Origin of the sequence: Niastella caeni, assembly GCF_004834005.1 — a bacterium.
Taxonomy (GTDB): Bacteria; Bacteroidota; Bacteroidia; order Chitinophagales; family Chitinophagaceae; genus Niastella; species Niastella caeni.
Genome location: NZ_STFF01000002.1, coordinates 667,187 through 686,655, shown reverse-complemented (window position 1 = coordinate 686,655; position 19,469 = coordinate 667,187). Strand labels below are relative to the sequence as shown.

16 protein-coding genes are annotated in these 19,469 nt (G+C 44.0%); 2 read left to right on the top strand and 14 right to left on the bottom strand.

Annotated elements, in window-relative coordinates; translation table 11 throughout:
• Positions 1-77: 77 nt before the first annotated feature.
• The gene (locus tag FAM09_RS10240) at positions 78-491 is read right to left on the bottom strand and encodes a hypothetical protein (RefSeq protein WP_136576992.1); all 414 of its coding nucleotides are present in this window, start codon (positions 489-491) and stop codon (positions 78-80) included.
• Positions 492-1,106: 615 nt separating this feature from the next.
• Between FAM09_RS10240 and FAM09_RS10235 the strand changes: the two genes are divergently transcribed.
• Together FAM09_RS10235 and FAM09_RS10230 are read left to right on the top strand one after the other, a co-directional pair.
• A complete protein-coding gene (locus FAM09_RS10235; protein WP_136576991.1) occupies positions 1,107-1,562 on the top strand; it encodes a hypothetical protein in 456 nt (151 codons plus the stop codon).
• Positions 1,563-1,808: 246 nt separating this feature from the next.
• Positions 1,809-2,693 carry a helix-turn-helix domain-containing protein gene (locus FAM09_RS10230; protein WP_136576990.1) on the top strand — a complete coding sequence of 295 codons (885 nt, stop codon included), beginning with the start codon at positions 1,809-1,811 and terminating at the stop codon, positions 2,691-2,693.
• 25 nt (positions 2,694-2,718) lie between these two features.
• On the opposite strand, the gene FAM09_RS10225 is transcribed toward FAM09_RS10230, so the two are convergent.
• The 13 genes from FAM09_RS10225 to FAM09_RS31400 all read right to left on the bottom strand — a co-directional run bounded on the left by FAM09_RS10225 (position 2,719) and on the right by FAM09_RS31400 (position 19,215).
• Positions 2,719-3,876, bottom strand: coding sequence for a glycoside hydrolase family 76 protein (locus FAM09_RS10225; RefSeq protein WP_136576989.1), 1,158 nt, complete (start codon positions 3,874-3,876; stop codon positions 2,719-2,721).
• A gap of 93 nt (positions 3,877-3,969) precedes the next feature.
• Complete coding sequence (locus FAM09_RS10220; RefSeq protein ID WP_136576988.1) at positions 3,970-5,133, bottom strand: SusE domain-containing protein; 1,164 nt, start codon at positions 5,131-5,133, stop codon at positions 3,970-3,972.
• A gap of 125 nt (positions 5,134-5,258) precedes the next feature.
• Positions 5,259-6,953, bottom strand: a complete 1,695-nt coding sequence (locus FAM09_RS10215) for a RagB/SusD family nutrient uptake outer membrane protein (protein ID WP_243751644.1) — start codon at positions 6,951-6,953, stop codon at positions 5,259-5,261.
• Between the two features lie 21 nt (positions 6,954-6,974).
• Positions 6,975-10,421: a TonB-dependent receptor gene (locus tag FAM09_RS10210; RefSeq protein ID WP_208025531.1), complete on the bottom strand. Its 3,447-nt coding sequence runs from the start codon at positions 10,419-10,421 to the stop codon at positions 6,975-6,977.
• A 52-nt stretch (positions 10,422-10,473) separates the two neighbouring features.
• Positions 10,474-11,481, bottom strand: coding sequence for a FecR domain-containing protein (locus tag FAM09_RS10205; protein WP_136576987.1), 1,008 nt, complete (start codon positions 11,479-11,481; stop codon positions 10,474-10,476).
• 42 nt (positions 11,482-11,523) lie between these two features.
• Positions 11,524-12,111 carry an RNA polymerase sigma-70 factor gene (locus FAM09_RS10200; RefSeq protein ID WP_136576986.1) on the bottom strand — a complete coding sequence of 196 codons (588 nt, stop codon included), beginning with the start codon at positions 12,109-12,111 and terminating at the stop codon, positions 11,524-11,526.
• Between the two features lie 226 nt (positions 12,112-12,337).
• A complete protein-coding gene (locus tag FAM09_RS10195; RefSeq protein ID WP_136576985.1) occupies positions 12,338-13,501 on the bottom strand; it encodes an alpha-hydroxy acid oxidase in 1,164 nt (387 codons plus the stop codon).
• Positions 13,502-13,875: 374 nt separating this feature from the next.
• Positions 13,876-14,445 (bottom strand): RteC domain-containing protein, encoded by a 570-nt coding sequence (locus FAM09_RS10190; protein WP_166437082.1) that lies wholly within the window; start codon positions 14,443-14,445, stop codon positions 13,876-13,878.
• Positions 14,446-14,956: 511 nt separating this feature from the next.
• Positions 14,957-15,448 carry a GNAT family N-acetyltransferase gene (locus tag FAM09_RS10185; protein ID WP_136576983.1) on the bottom strand — a complete coding sequence of 164 codons (492 nt, stop codon included), beginning with the start codon at positions 15,446-15,448 and terminating at the stop codon, positions 14,957-14,959.
• 315 nt (positions 15,449-15,763) lie between these two features.
• Entirely contained in the window at positions 15,764-17,791 is a 2,028-nt protein-coding gene (locus FAM09_RS10180; RefSeq protein ID WP_136576982.1) for a glycosyl hydrolase family 95 catalytic domain-containing protein, read from the bottom strand.
• 176 nt (positions 17,792-17,967) lie between these two features.
• The gene (locus FAM09_RS10175) at positions 17,968-18,516 is read right to left on the bottom strand and encodes a hypothetical protein (RefSeq protein WP_136576981.1); all 549 of its coding nucleotides are present in this window, start codon (positions 18,514-18,516) and stop codon (positions 17,968-17,970) included.
• A gap of 331 nt (positions 18,517-18,847) precedes the next feature.
• On the bottom strand, positions 18,848-19,132 hold the full coding sequence (locus tag FAM09_RS10170; protein ID WP_262711652.1) for a DUF5777 family beta-barrel protein: 285 nt from the start codon (positions 19,130-19,132) through the stop codon (positions 18,848-18,850).
• Complete coding sequence (locus FAM09_RS31400; RefSeq protein WP_262711651.1) at positions 19,108-19,215, bottom strand: hypothetical protein; 108 nt, start codon at positions 19,213-19,215, stop codon at positions 19,108-19,110. The genes FAM09_RS10170 and FAM09_RS31400 overlap by 25 nt, the downstream gene beginning before the upstream one ends.
• Positions 19,216-19,469 lie beyond the last annotated feature (254 nt).

Here is a 19,469-nt window from a genome sequence, read left to right as displayed (position 1 = left end):
AAGGGGATAATGACATAAAAGAAAAAAGACCGTGCGATGATGACGGTCTTTTTTCTTTTATAGGCTTCCAAATGTTATTACAATTTCGATATCGTAATATCTTCCACCATCCTCGATGTTGTGGCTATCTTATATTGCTCCACCGGTTTGTTTCCGGCTTTCAATTTAATCGTATACTCACTGATATAATTGTCTTTGGGAAATCTTAATCTTGAATGGAATCCTGCTTTATCAATTTCCTTTCTGAACAGCTCATCGCCACGTTCGTTTTCAATAACCAGTATCAGTCTTTTTGCTTCTGCATTGGAAACTTTTACTTCAACCAGTATTTCCACATCGGTAGAACCCGCCATGCTAACTTCCATTTGTGCTGCTTTTGTTTTATCGCCATCATGACCTGGCGTTGCATATACAAATGAAGTGCAGGTGATTGCAGCTACTAATAAAAGGCCGCTGATTAATTGGTTGATGCGGATGTTTGTCTTGCTCATATATTAACGTTTATTGTTACTATGGAAGGCAAACAATCTTGTTTTTTCGTTTACAGCACAAAGTTAATTCGCTGCTGCATTTGGCAATTATCATGCCACAGAGTTAATGCTTTGTTGATAAGGAAGTAACAAGAAGATAACATTAAAAATAATCATATTACATTTACGCTTCAGCGAATACTGTTTCCAGTTTGCTTTCCTGGATCATATCATTGAGAAATTCGTCTATTTTTTTCCTTTGATATTCCCGGCATACAGATCATGTGCGTCTATTCACCTTTGGTTAATACGGCAGACTTATTCATATGGCTTTTGCAATCTTATTAGGATACAAAATTTTAAAAAATAGTCATCACAACCATTCGATTTCACTTTTGCAGTAAAAAAAACTATAACCAGTCTAAAAAATGAGGAATTGAAATATTTTATCGTGTAATAAGGTGCGATGTATAATTGAAGACACGTATCTTAGTTGTTTTACCGGGTCATAAACACGGTGCTAAATTGATAAAAAAAATAAAAACCAGCTAAAATATTAAGCACTTATCGGAGCACGTTTATGCATTTTAGCCAATGGCTGCATCATAATGGTATTACAATAAAAAACAACAAGTTATGATCAGTTTTCTTGTACCCTACCTGTTCATCGTTTTAAATCACCTTAACATTAATAATGTACCTATGAACGAGTTTGAATTGCCAAAAACCTGGACAAAAGATTTTACCATTACTTATTCCTTTAGCACAACTAAATTTAAATTTTCCTACGATTCGTGTATTTATACAATACAACCTGGGATCAGCGTTCCCCAAACAGGCGTGTTTGCGATGACAGATCCCGACCGCACCGAAATCCTAAAAATGATGCATGAACTGAAAGTGAATACAATAAAATCTAAAAAGACCATAGCGGCGGTTTCTGATGGCTGGGAGAAGTCGCTTCACTTTGGCGTATATGTAATAGAGGCTGGAACCTCCTACACTATGAGCGATACGCATAAAGAAATATTTTCTAATGCCTGTGAGTATCTTCATGGTTTTGTACTTATGAAAAGAAGTAAAACAAAGTGATTAAAGTGAATTTTCATGGGCATTTTTTCTGTACGCATCTTTCCTTACACCTAAAACGTTGAGCCCTGTTCTTACATTCAATCCATTTCTTCATTATATAAAAAGTGTTTACCGTTAAACGATCTGGTCATTTCATTTCACGAAAGGTGTTTAACGATTTTTAATAGTGAACCCCGGCAATACCGCAGGGGTTGTTTTTATACAAATCCGACCAATTCTTTGTATTTTACATGCCTATTGCTTTATATGAATAGAAGACTATTAAGGCATTCATTTTCTTTATTGAACGTAGATCATGTTCGCCTGGATCAGAAATGGAACTACAAACATGTAATAAGCCCCTATTACCGGCTGTATTATATTGATGAAGGGGAAGGCTTCATATCAGGTGCGCACCAGAAACTGAAATTAGAGCCAGGCTATATTTATCTTATTCCCAGCTTTACCATCTTCAACATGCAATGCCCTTCTTATCTGAGCCAATATTTCATCCAGTTTTTTGAAGAGTCGCCCGATGGCATTTCGCTTTTCCAAAATAACAGAACGCTGGTGAAATTGAAAGCTTCGGAGCTCGACATAGCGAATTTCAAAAGGCTCCTGCATATAAATCCTGGCAGGGGCATCAACCGGTCCGATAACCCTAAAGTATATGAAAAGAATGTTTATTACAAGGAATACCAGGAACTGAATAACCGTCAAAGCGATGCTTTTTATATGGAAACACAGGGTATCCTTTTGCAACTTCTTTCGAGGTTCTTACCAGCGTCTCCATCACCGTTACCACAATCGCAACCCATACCATCGAAGATGCTGGATGTAATGAGTTATATTCAAATGCATTTGAAACAGCCCCTGACTGTGGCGCAGCTTGCAAAAAGAGTCAACCAGCACCCGGATTATTTTTCACGCGAGTTTTTAAAATATACAGGTGTACGGCCGCTTCATTACATCCATGAAAAAAGGATCGAAAGGGCACAGTATCTTATTACCACCACTAATATGCCTTATAGTGAAATTGCTTCGGAAACCGGCTTCGATAGTCTGCCGCACTTCTCGAAAATATTCAGGAAAGTAACCGGTTCAACACCCAACAGCTATCGCAAACAACACCAATCTGTGAATACGATTTGAAACAGATCTGTTCAACCCGCAGGTATCACTCCACCAAATTCATTTTTTTCAGCTCCGCCATCGCTTCAAATAACATGATGCCACTCAACTGTATGGTCAAATCAGTGGTATTGCCCGGCACTTTATCCCACGCACTGCCAAACAACACCAGGTTCTTATTGGTCCCTTTGCTCCAACATGTAGTGGCATTGCCGGTAATAAAATTCAGATACGCTGTTTTCTTCGTTGCATCGATACTGCCATCAATGATCAAACGGGTGAAATAACGGATAAAGATCCCTTTGAACAAACCGCCATCACCGCCACCTTCATCTTTAAGCACGCCGTTGTTTGTCAAAAAACCGCTGTTCAGTGTATAGTCTGTAACCTTATAGGCATCGTTCAGGTAATTGTTGTTACCGGTGATCAGAAACAATTCAAGCGCTGCTCCTAAAAAAGTACCCTGGTTATAAGTAAATTTCCAGGTGGTGTTTTTGGCACCGGTCTTGTCGATGTTATCATACACCCACCCGCTGGAAGCCTCATACAAAACCTGTTTCTGCCAATCGTAGATCTTTTGCGCCCATTGCAGGTCTTCGGCCTTATTGAATTTTTTATACAACCGGGCGGCCAGGATCGCAGCCGGCATGTTGGAGGGCGTATTTTTCGAAGAATTGTCTTTTCGCCACCAGACACCGCCACCCAGGTCGCTGCTCCATCCATTTTTAATGTCATTCCATAACAGGTCCGTCGCCTCTTTAAATTTCATTTCCCCGGTTGCGTTATAAGCGCGTAAACAGGCCAGGGCCATCCACTCCATATCGTCGTAATAATAATTGATCATGGTGTTGCCGTTCTTTGCCTTTACGCCGCCGATCAGGTCGAGCATTTGGGATTTCAAGGATGCGGAAGGATTGCGCAGGTAGGCATCTACCAACACATCAAGGCCATGCGCATTGGGCCAGTATTGCCCCCAATCGGAACTGGCGTTGGATGTAAAATAATATTTACCCGATGCAGACCAGAAATAATTGAGCGACCGTTCGGCCGAATCGGCAATTGCCGGCCAGTTATACGTGGCCGTTGGCTTGTTTTCCTCCGGCGGCGGCGGATCATCTGGTTTTTGTTTTAAACAGCAGGATAAAATGCATATCAATAATGCAGTTGGAATATACCATAGTAGAGAGAAATGTCTTTTATTCATAGTGTTTATTTTTTAGGCATCGCGGGAACGAGGCAATGATACAATGCGGCCCCTTGGTTCCTCGTTGCCTTTATGCCTAGTTGCCTAGTTGCCTTAATGCTTCTGATAATTAACCGTATACGCCGCATCGGTGGCGCGCAGGGAAACCCAGAAATCGGCTACACTGCCCTGTGTTAAATAGGTACGGTCAAATTTCCAGCTCCAGTCCCACTGACTGTCATCATTCCGCTCCATATTGATGGTTTTGTAAACCACGGTATGCGGATGTTGCCCCTCCTGGTCGGGACTATCGCTCGAAGCATAATTCAGCCAAAGGTTTTTATCACCGCTTCCTTCATTCAAGACCATTTTATATTTATGCCGTTGTTCAAAGCCCCACGGCATTTGCGTATAGTTTATCGTATGGTTATTGTATTTCCATACACCATTTCCGGCATAGGGAAGCGTAAACCAGAATGTATTGCCTGCACAATACCATAACTGTACTGATCTTACTTCCGTGAGCGCAGCAGCGAGGTTGTTGAAATCTATCTGGATACGCATTATTTTATCGGCGCCGGCGAAAGTAGTCTGCCCATTCATGCCAATGGTTTTATTACCATTGTCTTCATAGAGATAGTATTGTTTCGGCGAGCCGCTGTTACCATCAACCAATTTATACGTGCCGGCTTTTAGTTTAGTGAAAATTTCAAATACGCCATCTTTAAGTTTTTTCATTGGCAGTGCATTGGTGAGCACATCCCCGCCCTCGGTAGCATCGCCTGAAATATACAGGGTGGCAGGCAATACGACAAATCCGCCCGGCCGTTCCAGGTCGATGGTCCTTGCCGCTGCGGCCTGCTTCACATTAATACCTTTGGAAGCGAGCACCGTCCATTTGAATTTCTTTCTCTGGTAAAAGTCGGCGCCGCCCAGTGTAGCAATTTTATTCAGGTCGGCGTGGGTAAGCGTTAATTTATTCATCACGCCTTTGTTATCGGCTACTACTGTATAAAACGGGTGCGAAAAATCGCCATTCTCCTGGTCGAACGCTACTTCATATAATACAAGCGAGCCGTCTTCGGCTTTGGCCTGGCTCCATTCAAAACTTTCTGTTGCGCCCGACTTCGGGTCGAGCCTGATGTATTTTGCATCGGCAGGCGTAAACAGGTCAGCGACTTCTGTCAGCTGCAGGTTGATATCGCGTTCATCTTTTTTACATTGGAGATGTAGCAGGCAGATGATTGTTGTAAGAACGAGCAATAGTTTATGTTGCATAACAGGATTTTTTTACAGTCAGTTATTTTGTGAGCGGTGAGTAGTCAGTGGGAAGTGGCCGCTCAATTTTGAGCTTCGCTATTATTTCGAAGCCCATACAGTCGGGTTCTATTCACCATTCACCATCAATACCCACTATTCTGACTAAGATTATTATTCAATGCTCTTTCTGCAGGCGGCACAGGCCACAGGTAGTGCCGGGCTTTGTCGAATACCCGCAACTGTACCTGTATATAACCGTTATCAGTGGCCGGGTCGCCATATTTCGCTCCATGCACCCATCCGTTCATCACGTTCTCAGCCGTTTTCCAGCGGCGGAGATCATCTATGCGGATGCCTTCCATGGCCAGCTCTATCCTTCTTTCATTCCTGATAATTTCTGTGAGGTTGCTTCCTGTGCCGGGGAAGCTGAGCGCGGCCGCGTCGGTAAAACCGGCACGTGTGCGAATAGGCTTTATGGTTTTATCCCATACCCCGGCAGTCATTTGTCCCAATGCATTTTTCGCTTCTGCATACATCAATAATACTTCAGCATACCGGATCAGGTGCAGGTTCAATCCTGAGCTGAAACCAGGCGCCGCATAATTGGGGTCCCAGTATTTTCGCCAGTAGTAACCGGTAGCTGTTCCCTGTCCGGCCCTGCTGTATTCATTGGCTCCCTGCCCCGCGGGCGCAGAGCCCGGTTTGATATAAATGGTTTGTTTGGAATTATCAGGGTTTGTCCAACTGTACTGATCGTATACAATAGTTGCCGCCAACCTTGGATCGCGATTGTTGTAAGGATTGTTCTCATCATACCCGGAACCGGCATCGGTGATGGCTTTTCCATTGGTCATGATATAGGCATTTACCAGTTCCTGCGTGGGCGACAGGTTATTGGTACGGGCGCCGGCCGAGATGGGTGCGAAGTCGATATAATCGCCCCACACGCGTAACTGCGGAACGTATTGCAACGACAAAACCGACTCGCTGCTTTCCTTGTTCACCAATTTATCGCTGAACAAACCAGTATAGCTGCCAGCCAATGCATATGTTCCATTCTGCGCCTGATCGTTCATCAATTGTTCACAAACTGTTATTACATCAGCCATCCTGTTCCCTTCGTATAATAAGATCCGTGCTTTCAATGCCAGCGCGGCGCCCCGCGTAATACGGCCCAAATCGGCTTTGTTAATTTGCATGTTGGTGGGCAACAAAATGGCCACTGCATCTAGCTCATTCAAAATAAATTGTAGTACTTCGGCACGGGGTGTACGCGACACCGATTTTGCTTCGTTGGGCGTAATGTCTTTTTGCAACAAAGGCACGTCGCCCCACCACTTCACCAGGTTATAATGATGCCAGGCCCTTACAAAACGAACTTCGGCCTTCATGCGATCCTTAACAGTTTCCCCCAGCGTGCCGTTCTTATCAATGTTCTCTAAAAAAATATTGCACGATTTGATACCGCTGTAATAGTATGCCCAGTCGTTCTGAAAACGCGGCAGCGAAATGGTGAAGTTGCCGCTCGACAGGGCATCCACACCCGACGATACGCCCAGTTTGGTGAATGCATTATCTGAAAGGGCTTCATTGTAAAAGATGCGGTCGCTGGTATACAGGCCGCTGTAAATATTGTTCAGGGCGCTGTTCACATTATCGTTGCTTTGCCAGAACGTCAATTCGGTATACCGGTCGCTGGGCGCCAGGTCGAGCTTTTTGCAGGCAGTGACCAGCAGCAGCAAGGCCACTAACATGTTGGGATAATTTAACCGGGGGAGGATAAAGATGTCCTGGACCTTGTGCATTACTTTATGTGCCTTGTTTCTTTTTATAAACATATGGCGGTGCATTTTTCGTTGTTAAAAAGTTACATCCAGTCCGAACCCGTAAAAGATGGGCAGGAAATATGCCCGGGCGCTGTTGGCGCCTGCGCCCAGGTTGGTGTTATTATCAAACTCAGTGATCTCCGGATCGAGGAAAGTCAATTTGGTAAGCGTTACCAGGTTTTGACCGGTGAGGTATACTCTAACTTTTTGCATATGAGCCCTGGAACTGATAGTTGCCGGTATGGTATAACCCAACTGCACATTTTTTAACCGGGCATACGCTGCATTGAACAGGTAAAGGTCGGAACCTACGCGGTAGTTGTTTTTATTGGAAGCGGAACCATTCTCTGCCAGCCGCGGATATTTGGCATGAGGGTTCGAAGGCGTCCAGTAATCGGTTTGATGCGCATACATGGTACCGCCATAGCCTACGTGAAAAGGTTCTACCTGTTCGCCCCTGATCATGGCATCTCTTTTTCCCACGCCCTGGATGAATACCTGCACATCAAATCCTTTTGCCGTGGCCGTATAAGTGAACCCGAAAGTATACCGCGGAAAAGGATTGCCAAGGATGAATTTATCTTTATCATCAATGAGGCCATCGCCATTACGGTCAACATATTTAATATCACCCGGCGTTACTACCGAATTCGCAAACCTCGGCGCTTTATTAAGATCATCGAGCGTTTGAAAATAGCCATTGCGCTTATAGCCGCGATATAAGGTAATGGGTTGCCCTACCCTGCGTATGATCTCAAATTCTTCCTTAGGCTCCTTTTGTTCTCCGGTGCCGTAGGTAAGCGCCAGCAATTCATTTAAGTTATCAGCGAGGTTAACCGAAAAGGTCTGGCTTATTACTTTACCCGGCCAGTTATAGGAAGCGCGTACTTCCCAGCCCCGGTTTTTCACTTTTGCTACATTATAATCGGCAAACCCGGCGCCAAACAATTGCGGCACATCTTTACGGCCATATAAGATATCGCTGGTCGTTTTATCGAACCAGTCATAAGAAAATTCAAGTCGTCTGTTCAGTAAAGTAACATCTACACCTATATTGAAAGTGGCCGCTTTTTCCCAGGTAAGGTCGGGATTGCCGAGGTTATAGCCAGCACCACTTACAACAGAGTTATTAAAACCATAAGCACTTGGATAGCTGTTAAACGTGGTCTGGTACTGATAGGCGCGTACATTCTGGTTGCCCAGGATGCCATAGGAACCGCGCACTTTCAGGTTGTTTATTGTAGAGCGCAAATTGTCCATGAACGCTTCTTCGCTTATGCGCCAGCCGGCCGAAACAGAAGGAAAGAAACCCCAACGGTTGCCTTTGGCGAATTTGCTGGAACCATCGTACCGGAAATTAACTTCCGCAAAATACCGGTCGCTCCATGAATACGATCCACGGCCAAAAAGGGAGTGAATGCTTGTTTCAATAGTAGCTGGTGGGCGCGACAGATCAGAAAGATCTGTTCCATTGGAATTAAAACTGCGACCGGCATCTATTTTAGTACCCGTAACCGGAATACCCAATGCCGGATCGGTCAACGTCTGGTACAGGGCATTTTTTTCAGACCGGAACGATTCATTGGCAACACCTGCCAGCATCTGAACATAATGTTTATGAATAGTCTTACTGTATTCTGCAATCAACTGCAGATTGGTAAATATAGATTTATAGTTGTTATCGAAGATCTCGCGATCATCGCCGTACACGCCGCCCGGTATAAAGTTCAGTTGCATGCGACGGCCGAATGTATGGTTCGAGCGAAAGGTTCCGCCAAAAACGCCTTTTACTTTCAGGTCTTTTATCACCTGGTATTCTGCGCTGAGATTTCCGAATACTTCATCGTCATTGCTTTTGCGATAACCGCCTTTTTCCAAAATGGCTTTGGGATTGAACTGGGCCGAAACAGGATTGGTAAGGTAGTTGCCGGCACTGTCCTGATATGAATAATACAAAGGCACCCGGCTGGCGTCCACTATCAGGGTTCCGGCATTATAAGAGTGATCTTTACCCAGTACTTTTACATAGCTGAGAATGGTGTTCAGTTTCAGCCTGCCTATTTCATTTGTTTGATTCAGGCGCACATTATACCGCTTGTATCCGTAACCGGGACCGATAAAGTTATTCTGCTGATCGAGATACCCTACCGATAACAGATACATGTTATTAGCGCCACCGCCGCTAACGGAGATATTGTGTGTTTGCTGGGGTGCGTCGTGAAAAATATTATCAACGCGCCAGTCGCCATCGCCCCGGTTCTTAAATTCCTGTAGTTGCTCCGGCGTAAAGGCAGGCGACAAGCCTGAGTTTACCAGCGATTCATTTTTATAATAGGCATTTTCCCAGGCATGCACCGGTTTATAGGTGATGCGCGGTGTTTGAATACCATATATACCGGTATAGGCTACTGTGGGTTTTGCGTTCTTACGTCCTTTTTTGGTAGTGATCAAAATAACGCCGTTGGCAGCCCGTGAACCATAAATAGCCGCGCTACCGGCATCTTTCAGGATAGATACGCTTTCAATGTCATTGGGGTTGATCAGGTTCAGATCGCCGCCGAGGATACCATCGATCACCACCAGCGGCGTGTTATCGCCCAGGGTACCCAGGCCGCGGATATTGATGTTTACACCCTGCCCCGGTTCAAAATTCCGTTGCTGAATAATAAGGTTCGGCGATACGCCCTGCAATGCTGTACTGAGGTTGGTGACCGGACGACCCTCGATCGCCTTTTTGCTGATATTATCAACTGAACCTGTAACCGATATTTTGCGCTGCGTGCCATAGCCTATCACTACTACTTCACCAAGGTCTTTACTTTCTGCTTTCATTTGTATAAGCAATGGCCGCTTGCCGCCGAGCGGCACTTCCTGTGGCGTATATCCAATAGACGAGAAATGTAAAACACCATTCATTTGATCATCCCCAATACGTAATGAAAAGTAACCCCTGGCATTGGTGGTAGTGCCCAGTGAAGCGCCTTTTAACTGCACGTTGATATTGGCCAGCCCATGCTGGTTTTCATCAACCACCCGCCCTTCGATCAATGTATCGGTTTTCACCCGGGCAGTAGCAGCCTCAACCGTGCGGTTGGCCGTTACACCACTACTGCCTGCTGCTAAAGGGACGGATGTTCTCTCTCCTTTTAAAATGATCTTGTTCTTTATGATCTCATACCCAATGTGCAGCGGCGTAAATAATTCGCTCAATACATCCCGGAGCTCTTTTTCCTTAACCTGGATCGATAATTTCTGATCAGCGTCGATCTCATCGTTCGAGTAAACAAATGCATAGCCCGATCTCTTTTCGATCTTCCCCAGTATTACCTGTAATTTTTCATTTTTAATTTGCAGCGTGATCCTGGTTTCTTTTTCCTGGTAGAAGTGCATGGTATTGACCGGAGCCGCTTTGGCAAACTGGGCCGGTAAATGGGAAATGGTATGTAACAATAACAAAAGGGTTGTAAATTTTTTCAACATAACTTCTGTTTTTCTTAATTCATGACTAGGGCCCTATGGTTTGATGGCTTGATCATTTAGCAATCAACAACTCGCTGCTGTTGATCGTGTAATTAAAGTTTTTTGTTTTCGACAGGTAGAACAGGATCTCTTCCAGGCTGTTGTTCTCAAAAGCGCCGGTAAGCCGGTAATATTTGGGTTCGTCATCAATAAAGATCACCTGCTTACCAAAATTCCTTTCCAACTCTATGGCAATTTCTTCCAGGGTGATCGCTTTGAAGATCAGTTTACCTTCCGTCCAGGCTTTGTCTTCCGCCGCTGCAGTCGGTTCCACTTTAACCTGGTTGTCGCTGAGGGAATAACGTACCTTATTGTTCGGGGTTATATAAATTGTATCGGGTTGCTGTTTTGCAGTTGACCGATCGGGAATGAACGCCACCCGGCCGGTGGCCACAGAAGTTTCGATCAGTTTTTCATTATCATAGGCGCGCACGTTGAACGAAGTGCCCAGCACCTTAACAGTACCCTTGTTCAGGTGGATGATAAATGGTTTCTTCGGATCTTTGGCGACGTCGAAAAAAGCTTCTCCATTCAAATACACTTCCCGCAGGTGGCCGGTAAACGATGCAGGATATTTTATTTTACTATCGGCATTCAACCATATTTTACTGCCATCGGGCAGCACTATGGTGCTCTTGGTTCCTCTTGCATTTTGCTTTTCCAATAAGGAATCAGGAGTCGTATTTACATTTCGATTGGTAAAGTACCAAAGCCCCGTGCATCCCAATGCCATTACAACAACAGCCGCCGCCAGGCCACGCTTCCATAACCGGCGAGGATCTATTTTTTTTACCGGTGCAGACTGCTGCAATTGCAATTGCCCTAATACCTTTTGCAAAGCATCTTCTACCGCCGCCGGCGATACCGTTTCATGCTCGTTCCAGAACTGTTGCATCAATTTGTATCGCGCCAGCAAATAACTGTCCTGCGCAATCGCTATTTCCAGGACCGCCTGTTCTTCGGGCGTCGCTTCTCCCGACAAAACCCTTGACATCAGTTCTAATATATTTTCGTTATCCATGATTTTTGTTGTAAGAAATATTATTTATCCATTGTTTGATGGCTACATTGTTCGATGGTTAGCTCTTTGCGACTTATCAAGGTACACGGCTATTACTTTATCGAGCTTTTTAATAGCGCGAAACAATTGGGTTTCTACCGTGCGGGCAGAGATATTCAAAATTTCCGCTACCTGTTTATAGCGAAAGCCCTCCTCCTTGATCAGTTTAAATACTGTTCTACATTGCTCGGGCAACTGATCGATGGCCTGGTTGAGATGAAAACTGATCTCTTTCCATTCCAGTTGTTTTTCCGGATCGTTGAGGTTGATGATGGTCCCCTGCTCATGGGTGGCATCGGGCAATACATGCCAGGTGGAATATTTCGTCAGGTAATTGAGCGAGCGGTTGCGCACGGCTGTGAAAATATAGGTTTCGAGATGTTGCACCTGTTGCAGGGTTTGCTGCTTGTTCCAGATACTGATCATCACATCATTCACTACTTCTTCGGCAATCTCTCTTTTATGCACATACAAAAGTGCGAAATTAAGGAGGCGTGCATAGAACAACCGGTACAGGTCTTCAAAAGACCGCTGGTCGCCTTTGGCAACCTGTTGCTGCAGTTGCTGTAAAAAAACGGCGTCAATTTTCATTGGCAAGGCATTCAAATCGTTTCCCGATCCATTAAAGACCGGAAAATGATTTCGATTACTTACAACACTACAAAATATTTACAGAAATAATAGCGGGCCATATTGCTATAGAATTTTAGCTGAAGGTTTATATAACTGGGAACAATGGCCGGTGTAGTTGGTAAAATGAAAAAGACCGTCATTAACGACAGTCTTTTTCTTGTTGAGGTGATCAACCGGAAAGATCTTATTTGATAATATGCTTCGGCAAATCAATGATCTGCTCGCAACATACCTGCTCCATTACCTGCTTTAATTGTATTTTCAGCATTTCGATCACATGGTTGCCGCCTTCATCGCCCAGTGCGGCCACGCTGTACATAAACGAGCGGCCCATAAAAGTAAAATCGGCGCCGCTGGCCATTACCCGGGCCACATCGGGACCGGAACGCAGGCCACTGTCCATCATAATTTTTATTTTTCCTTTATAGCGATCTATGATCGGATGCATTGACTTTATGGCCGACTGACCAGCATCGAGCTGCCTGCCGCCGTGGTTCGAAACAACAATGCCATCTATGCCCAGCTTGATGCACATTTCGGTATCGGCCTCGGTGGCAATACCCTTCACTACAATTTTTCCTTTCCATTTATCGCGAATGGGCGCTATTTTATCTGCATTCAACCGGCCGGCAAAGGTGCGGTTCATGAAAAGCCCCAGTTGTTTCATATTTAATCCTTTTGGCATATATGGCTTTAACGTGGCAAAATTGGGCGTACCGTATTTCAGTGTTTTCAAAGCCCATTCCGGCCGCGTCATGATCTGAAGGATATTCCGCAGGGTCATCCTGGGCGGCATGGCCAGGCCATTGCGAATGTCTCTTGGCCGGAAACCAAAGGAAGGTACGTCGCTCAACAGCACCAGCACAGGGTATTGGGTGGCTTCGAGCCGTTTTAAAATATCATCACGCACCTCATCTTCGGCAGGATGATACAACTGGTACCAGGCCCGGCCTTCCGTTATTTTGCTTATGGTTTCAATATCGGCGGTAGTAACGGTACTCAATACAAAGGGAATATTATGCTTCAGGGCGGCTTTGGCAAGGATCTGCGGCGAATTGGGCCAGATGAGCCCCTGTAAACCAACGGGCGCAATGCCAAAAGGCGCATCATACACATGACCGAATAATTCGGTTTGCAGATTCGACCCCTTGTGTTTGCTCAGATAATAAGGGGCTAATTCCACCTCCCTGATCTCAGCCGTGTTCTTATGCAGGTTTACATCTTCATTACACCCCCCATCGAGGTATTCGAATGCAAATTTTGGGATCTTTCTCCTGGCTTTGCTGCGCAGGTCATCAATTGAAGGATAACTGGTGTTATACTTTACGGTCGGAACTTGTTTGCTCATTGACAGTTTGATTTCAAGTGCGCAAAAATAGTCCTTTTGTGCAGGCGGCGCATCCTGCTCTATGCGCTTCCGCGGAAAAGAGTAATTCAGCTTAGTAGCTTGTATATATAGCTTATAATTTTAAAATAAAGGGAGGGTAGATAGTGAATTCTGTTTGTGGTTTGTGGTTTGTGGTTTGTGGTTGATTCGTGCTTTGAATAGTTTTTACAATTTGCTGCAGCCCAATACACCATTGACCCGCTACCTGCGCCAGGCATTGACCTCAACTACCATTCCGCATGTCTCATTTTTAATTTTTCATCTCTTAAAGGAAGGGCAGGTAGACACAAGCCCTTTTTTTAAGTTTTTAATTTTACGTTCTTAGTTTACAGTTCTTAGTTGACGTTCGTAAGAAAGCCGATTTTCTCCTGTAAATAACGCTGGTACTTTGTAATGGATATAACACGGGCGAGCAGATGGCTGTATGAAGTAACTACATGCCCTTTGTTTTCATTGGTACCGAAAATGAGTGGTTCCCGATTGTTTTCATGAACGAAATAAATATGGTCCATTCCGGTGTAACCCTGTTTATAATACTGGCAGAATGCGCTGTGCTTCAATAAAAAATTTTTACAAATGGCCAGCTCCTCTTTCCAATACTCCATTTTTCCTTCCGAATCGTCGGGTTGAAACAAAACCGTTTTATATAATAAGGAGAAGAAATCCATGAGCCCGATAAATTTCGGCTTCAACGTTTTATAAAAATTGATCTCCTCCAGTTGATCGGCAAATTGATAACTATCAACTTCTGCCTGGATGCGAAACCAGGTTTTTGTAGCTACGCAGAATCCCCACTCTATCCATTTCTTTTCATCGGTTGCCGTGTTTTCAAAACCAGCTAATTGTTGCAGCATTTTTCTGTACAGCCGGGTACATTGTTGTTGAAAGCATAATTGGTTTGTCATAAGCATTGTACTTGTTCAATTAACAAAATCAATTGGTTATAAAAAAGGTAAGTGAATACAAACCTTTTAAAATGACATTCACAGGGCAGAATCAGCATTAAACACTAAAATAAAAACGGTAGTTCTTCACAGGTGCGTTACTATTTAAACGAATGCAAAATGATTTTTTACTATTGACTGAATAAATTTTAATCTCGTATGGCTGTGGCCTTTTAACTGCATTACTATTAAGACGAATGCAAAATGGCTTTCACACTATTTAATTACTGGAGACAAAAAAATTTTCCTTTCTTAAAATATCTAAAGTGGAGGTATTCTTCATAATCAGGCAGACAGTTAAGAGATCGATCAACGATTGCTAAAAACTCCTGTTTATTCAAGGGTATTTTCTTTTTTGGTAAGCGCGATTTATAATATGTGCAGAAAAAAGGAGGTATCCCCAAAAGGGTGGAGAAAAGTTTTTTGTGAGGTTTGTTCACACATAAGATGAAGATGCGTACTCTCAGAGTGTCTATGCTAAGTGTTTAAACATAATATAGGTATCTACCAGCCCCAGATCTTTATGTCTAAATCCTTTTGGAGTTGTACCGATTATTTCAAAACCGAACTTTTGCCAAAGTTTTACCGCATTTGTATTTGTGCTCACTACTATATTAAACTGGATGCCGAGATATCCTTTTTGTTTGGCGAACTCAATGGAATGTGCACATAAAAGTTTTCCTATTCCCCTACCCTGGTAATTGGGATTTACCATATAGCCGCAGTTCGCAATATGGCTGCCTAAGTCTATTTGATTGGGCTTTATTATATAGGTGCCACAAACTGTACCATCATCATCAACGGCAACAAACGTATCCATATAGTCGGCAAACCAATGCTTATCCAACGCCTCTTTCGGAGTATTTGGATCAAACACATACGTATCGCCTGTTTTAATAACACCCGAAAATATATTCCAAATATTTTCATAGTCCTTTACCCGATCTGCTTTTCTGATTTTCATATAACTTTTCTATAGATTTGTTTTTATAACAAATGGAAACTATCTGACTTAGCTGTTCCGTTATAATCATTTCAGCAAATCTACTGCATTGTATTGCTTAACCAATCGGGTGGCGCCTAAAGGTTAAATTCTCAAATATGCGTGGGTTATCTAAGCAGAAACTGAAGTATATGCAAACTTTTGCTTCAGCCTGGCCATTTTTCCCATTACACAGCAACGGCTGTAGAATTGTCTACCCGTGATGTTATCGAGGTTATATAGTCGTGTTGCGAGATAAAAATAATAACTTAGGGTATGTATACGTCAACGTTTCTTCTACTTCCCCTGCCGGCTATACGTCTTCTTCCCTGGTCCTGTACCGGTGATGGTTAATCTTTTCCAGGTGGAAGGAAGCGATGATTTCACCTGAATAATTCCTTTGGGGGTAATTTCCAATCCACCGAAGCCCATTAATACCGCTTGCAGTATACCACCAGCGCCGGTGGCGAAATAAGGATTGGTGCCGCCTTTTGTTTCGGCAATCACCCTGAACGGCGGGTTCAAATTGGGCAGGTACGCATCTTTAAACCAATGATAGGCTTTGTCTTCATCGCCCAGCCGCGCGTACAGCAAAGTAAAAATGGCTTGCGTCATAGCGGGTGTGCCTTCCGTTGGCACTCTTGTTTCGTAATACTCCAGGTCTCTTCGAATCTGTTTCGGGTCAGTGATCTCTTTTAACGGATAGGCAAGCAGGTTCACATCGGCCTGTTTAATGCCTTCTCCCTTATAGGTGGCATGCTCCTGTGTAACGCCGTTATCCATTTTTAAAACGGGGATGTTGTTCGCTACCTGCATCCAGTCTGGATCGGGCGTAATGCCTAAAATATTTGCCGCTTGGGTTGCATATTGCAGATTGGCCTTTGCTGCCGCATTGGTAAATGCATTGTTGTCTACATTCTCGGCCCATTCATCTGCCGCCACCACATTCTTTATATCATACTTACCAACACCATTCCGCTCTACCCGGCTTGCCCAGAAATCGGCTGTGGCGGAAAGTATCGGATAGCCTTTGTCGTGAAGCCATTGTTTATCCTGTGTTACGGCATAATAATTCCAGGCGGCAATGGCCACATCAGCCGTTATGTGATGTTCAAACGGTCCGCTCAATGCCCATACGGGTGTTTCTTCAACTCCGCTTTCTGCACTCTCCCAGGGATACATGGCTCCCTTAAATCCATTGGCAAATGCATTTCGCCGGGCAGCATCCAATCGTTGGAAGCGATATTCTATCATGCTTTTTGCCAATTCAGGATGAAGCACCAGCAAAGCGGGATACATCCATAGTTCTGCATCCCAAAATACATGGCCATTATAACCCAATCCGCTTAAGCCCATGGGCGAAGGAGAAAGCGCCGTTCCTTCCCGCACAAATGAATAAAGGTGGTACAGCATGCTGTGCACATCCTGCTGCGCCTGTGCATCGCCATCGATCACAATATCACTTTTCCAAAGACTGTCCCAGGCCTGCTGATGAAATTTCAACAACCGGTCGCGCCCTTCGAGCTTAGCATAAATGGTGAGGCGTTCTGCCGCATTCAACGGATCATCATGATGGGCAGAAGTGATGGAAGATCCTGCAATGGAGAAACGATACTGCTCGCCTGCTTTGATGGTCTTTGAAAATTTCATCAGGTGCATGTTGTTGTCCCACATTTCGTGGATAACCCGCGGCTCGCGGCCATGCGGTTCACTAAATAAAAAGGTGTTGGAAGCACACATCAGCAATTTTCCGGTGGGGGATTTTGCTGTAGAGGTAAGCAGGCTGAGCACCACATGCGGCCTGTCTATTTCGTTGTAATAATTCTGTACGTCTTTCAGGGCATCGGGCGCTTCCATTACACTGGCGCCGGTGATGGCAATGTCTTTTTTGGCGGTGATGCTTACTTCCATCAAAACGGTGTAAGGCAATTGGCGCAATGAATAATACGTATAACTGATGGTGGCTTTATCGGCATAGTCAAAAGAAGTGGCAAAAGCGGCCTGCCGCATATCGAGCTCCTGCCTGAAACCGGTAATGCTTTTGGCATCAACACGGCGGCCATCGATATCGAGCGACATGTTCAGCAGGTTGAAGCTGCGCAGAAAATTGCTCACGCGCCCGCGACCATACAGATCATAGGCGCCGGCCAGCACCACATCTTTTACCTTGAATGGTTCCGGCGACGACACAATTCCGATCATGCCATTGGCAACGGTGATGCCGTAATAGTTGGCGGGGTCAATTTGGGTGGCGGAAAGTTTCCAGGGATCCTGGGCAAATGCGCATTCAGCAATGAATAAGAAAATGACGAGGGCATGTTTCATAATGGCAATAGCTTTAAATAGTGAGGACTGAGGGTTATCCGTACTCAAAAATAATGTAGAAACATTCAAATAGCTCATTGCCTGGTGCTGCTAATAAAAGAAGAAGCCGCCGATTTTATTCGACAGCCCCTGTTAGATTACGGTCCGCCGAAGCAGATCGCATTAAGATCAATAAGTTATCCGCAAATTTTGTTATTCGCTATATACTGCTGGTATTTTTTTATAGCTATCACTTTCATCTTGATATAAACGGGGGAAGTTGTACTAATATTCAGGTGGTTAACATTAATTCCAAAAACAAGTGATTGCTGGTTGTATTGCGTTAAATACGAAAGCTCAGAAATTGAAGTTCGTTGATTATCACGGTAAAGCGTTTGATACTTTTCAATAAATTCTCCGCAACTGGTCAGTTCGCTTTTCCAATAATCCTTTTGCTTCGTCAGATCATCTGGCTGAAATAATACCGACTTATATAATAAGGTAAGATAATCGATCAGTCCGGTAAATTGGGGCTTCAGCGTTTTATAAAAATATATTTCCTCCTCATGGTCCGCAAAGATGTAGCTACCAGCCATTTTTTCTATCCGGTTCCAGGCCTGCATCGACAAGCTGAACGCCGATTCTATCCATGTAAGTTCATTTGATAGCGTTGCTGCATTTTCAATTACCTGCTGCATGGTTTGATACTCAATGCGGCATTGTTCCAATAACGACGGCTTTTTCATATGCGCTGCATTTTTTTTAAAACTTCAATGAAATTCAAAAAGAGAGGGTAAGTAAAAACAAACCCTGGCATTCAATCGTTCACAAGACGGATTTTAGTTGAAAATTTTGGCACTATGAATTTACAATCAGATAGATAAAAAGAGGGTAGTAAAATGTATTTCGTCAGGTATTCATACGTCTAAGCAGGGTATAAATTGTATTTTCAAAGGATATGTTTCGTCAACCCGTTCAAACGCCAGGTAGCATAAAGCTTTTAGCCAATCCGATTACCACAACAATCCTTCCTTTCACCACAATTGTTATAGCAGCAACCGGCCCCTGGTGCCTTCGTTACTGACCTGGTAAATTTAATGAGGGGGGTCTGCGAACAGTAAATACCCGCAATAAATTAAATCCCAAACGCACTTCGCCTTTTCCCCAGCCGCCTGTGGTATCGGTGATGAAGGCTTTTTCGTTCATGCCTGTGGCATTGGAAAAATGCAATTGAAATACGTGACCGCCTGTTTCAATATCAAAGCCTACCGACAAGGGGTCTTTGTACACATCTTTATCAAGTCCTTTTGCGATATAATGATAATCTGCAACAAAGGCTATTCGCTTTGAGAGTTTGAACACCGGGCGCCAATGCCCAGTGCATACACGTCGTTTTCTTCTGAAGCCAGCGCTACCAGGTTTCTATGAATAAAAATGGGCGACAACTGCAGGCTGAAGCGCTCACTGAACTTGCGGCCAGGGAAAGTGACCGGCGAATCCGTTCATTCAGAAGCTACATTTACCGTGTTGCTGGCTGATTATAAAATAGACATACCCTCGCTGGTAAAAGATAAAATTTCGCCGATTTCTTTCCTTTAGTTGATGTAATTCTTCACATTACTTTTTATATAAAGTTATTTTAAATAATTACCCGTTTCAATACTGTCATTTACTGTTAAAATGAAAATATATGCTTCAT

Bases quoted from the DNA above. Each gene is read 5' to 3' on its own strand.
- FAM09_RS10240 (WP_136576992.1), bottom strand. From the start codon at position 491: ATGAGCAAGACAAACATCCGCATCAACCAATTAATCAGCGGCCTTTTA.
- FAM09_RS10235 (WP_136576991.1), top strand. From the start codon at position 1,107: ATGATCAGTTTTCTTGTACCCTACCTGTTCATCGTTTTAAATCACCTT.
- FAM09_RS10230 (WP_136576990.1), top strand. From the start codon at position 1,809: ATGAATAGAAGACTATTAAGGCATTCATTTTCTTTATTGAACGTAGAT.
- FAM09_RS10225 (WP_136576989.1), bottom strand. From the start codon at position 3,876: ATGAATAAAAGACATTTCTCTCTACTATGGTATATTCCAACTGCATTA.
- FAM09_RS10220 (WP_136576988.1), bottom strand. From the start codon at position 5,133: ATGCAACATAAACTATTGCTCGTTCTTACAACAATCATCTGCCTGCTA.
- FAM09_RS10215 (WP_243751644.1), bottom strand. From the start codon at position 6,953: ATGTTTATAAAAAGAAACAAGGCACATAAAGTAATGCACAAGGTCCAG.
- FAM09_RS10210 (WP_208025531.1), bottom strand. From the start codon at position 10,421: ATGTTGAAAAAATTTACAACCCTTTTGTTATTGTTACATACCATTTCC.
- FAM09_RS10205 (WP_136576987.1), bottom strand. From the start codon at position 11,481: ATGGATAACGAAAATATATTAGAACTGATGTCAAGGGTTTTGTCGGGA.
- FAM09_RS10200 (WP_136576986.1), bottom strand. From the start codon at position 12,111: ATGAAAATTGACGCCGTTTTTTTACAGCAACTGCAGCAACAGGTTGCC.
- FAM09_RS10195 (WP_136576985.1), bottom strand. From the start codon at position 13,501: ATGAGCAAACAAGTTCCGACCGTAAAGTATAACACCAGTTATCCTTCA.
- FAM09_RS10190 (WP_166437082.1), bottom strand. From the start codon at position 14,445: ATGACAAACCAATTATGCTTTCAACAACAATGTACCCGGCTGTACAGA.
- FAM09_RS10185 (WP_136576983.1), bottom strand. From the start codon at position 15,448: ATGAAAATCAGAAAAGCAGATCGGGTAAAGGACTATGAAAATATTTGG.
- FAM09_RS10180 (WP_136576982.1), bottom strand. From the start codon at position 17,791: ATGAAACATGCCCTCGTCATTTTCTTATTCATTGCTGAATGCGCATTT.
- FAM09_RS10175 (WP_136576981.1), bottom strand. From the start codon at position 18,516: ATGAAAAAGCCGTCGTTATTGGAACAATGCCGCATTGAGTATCAAACC.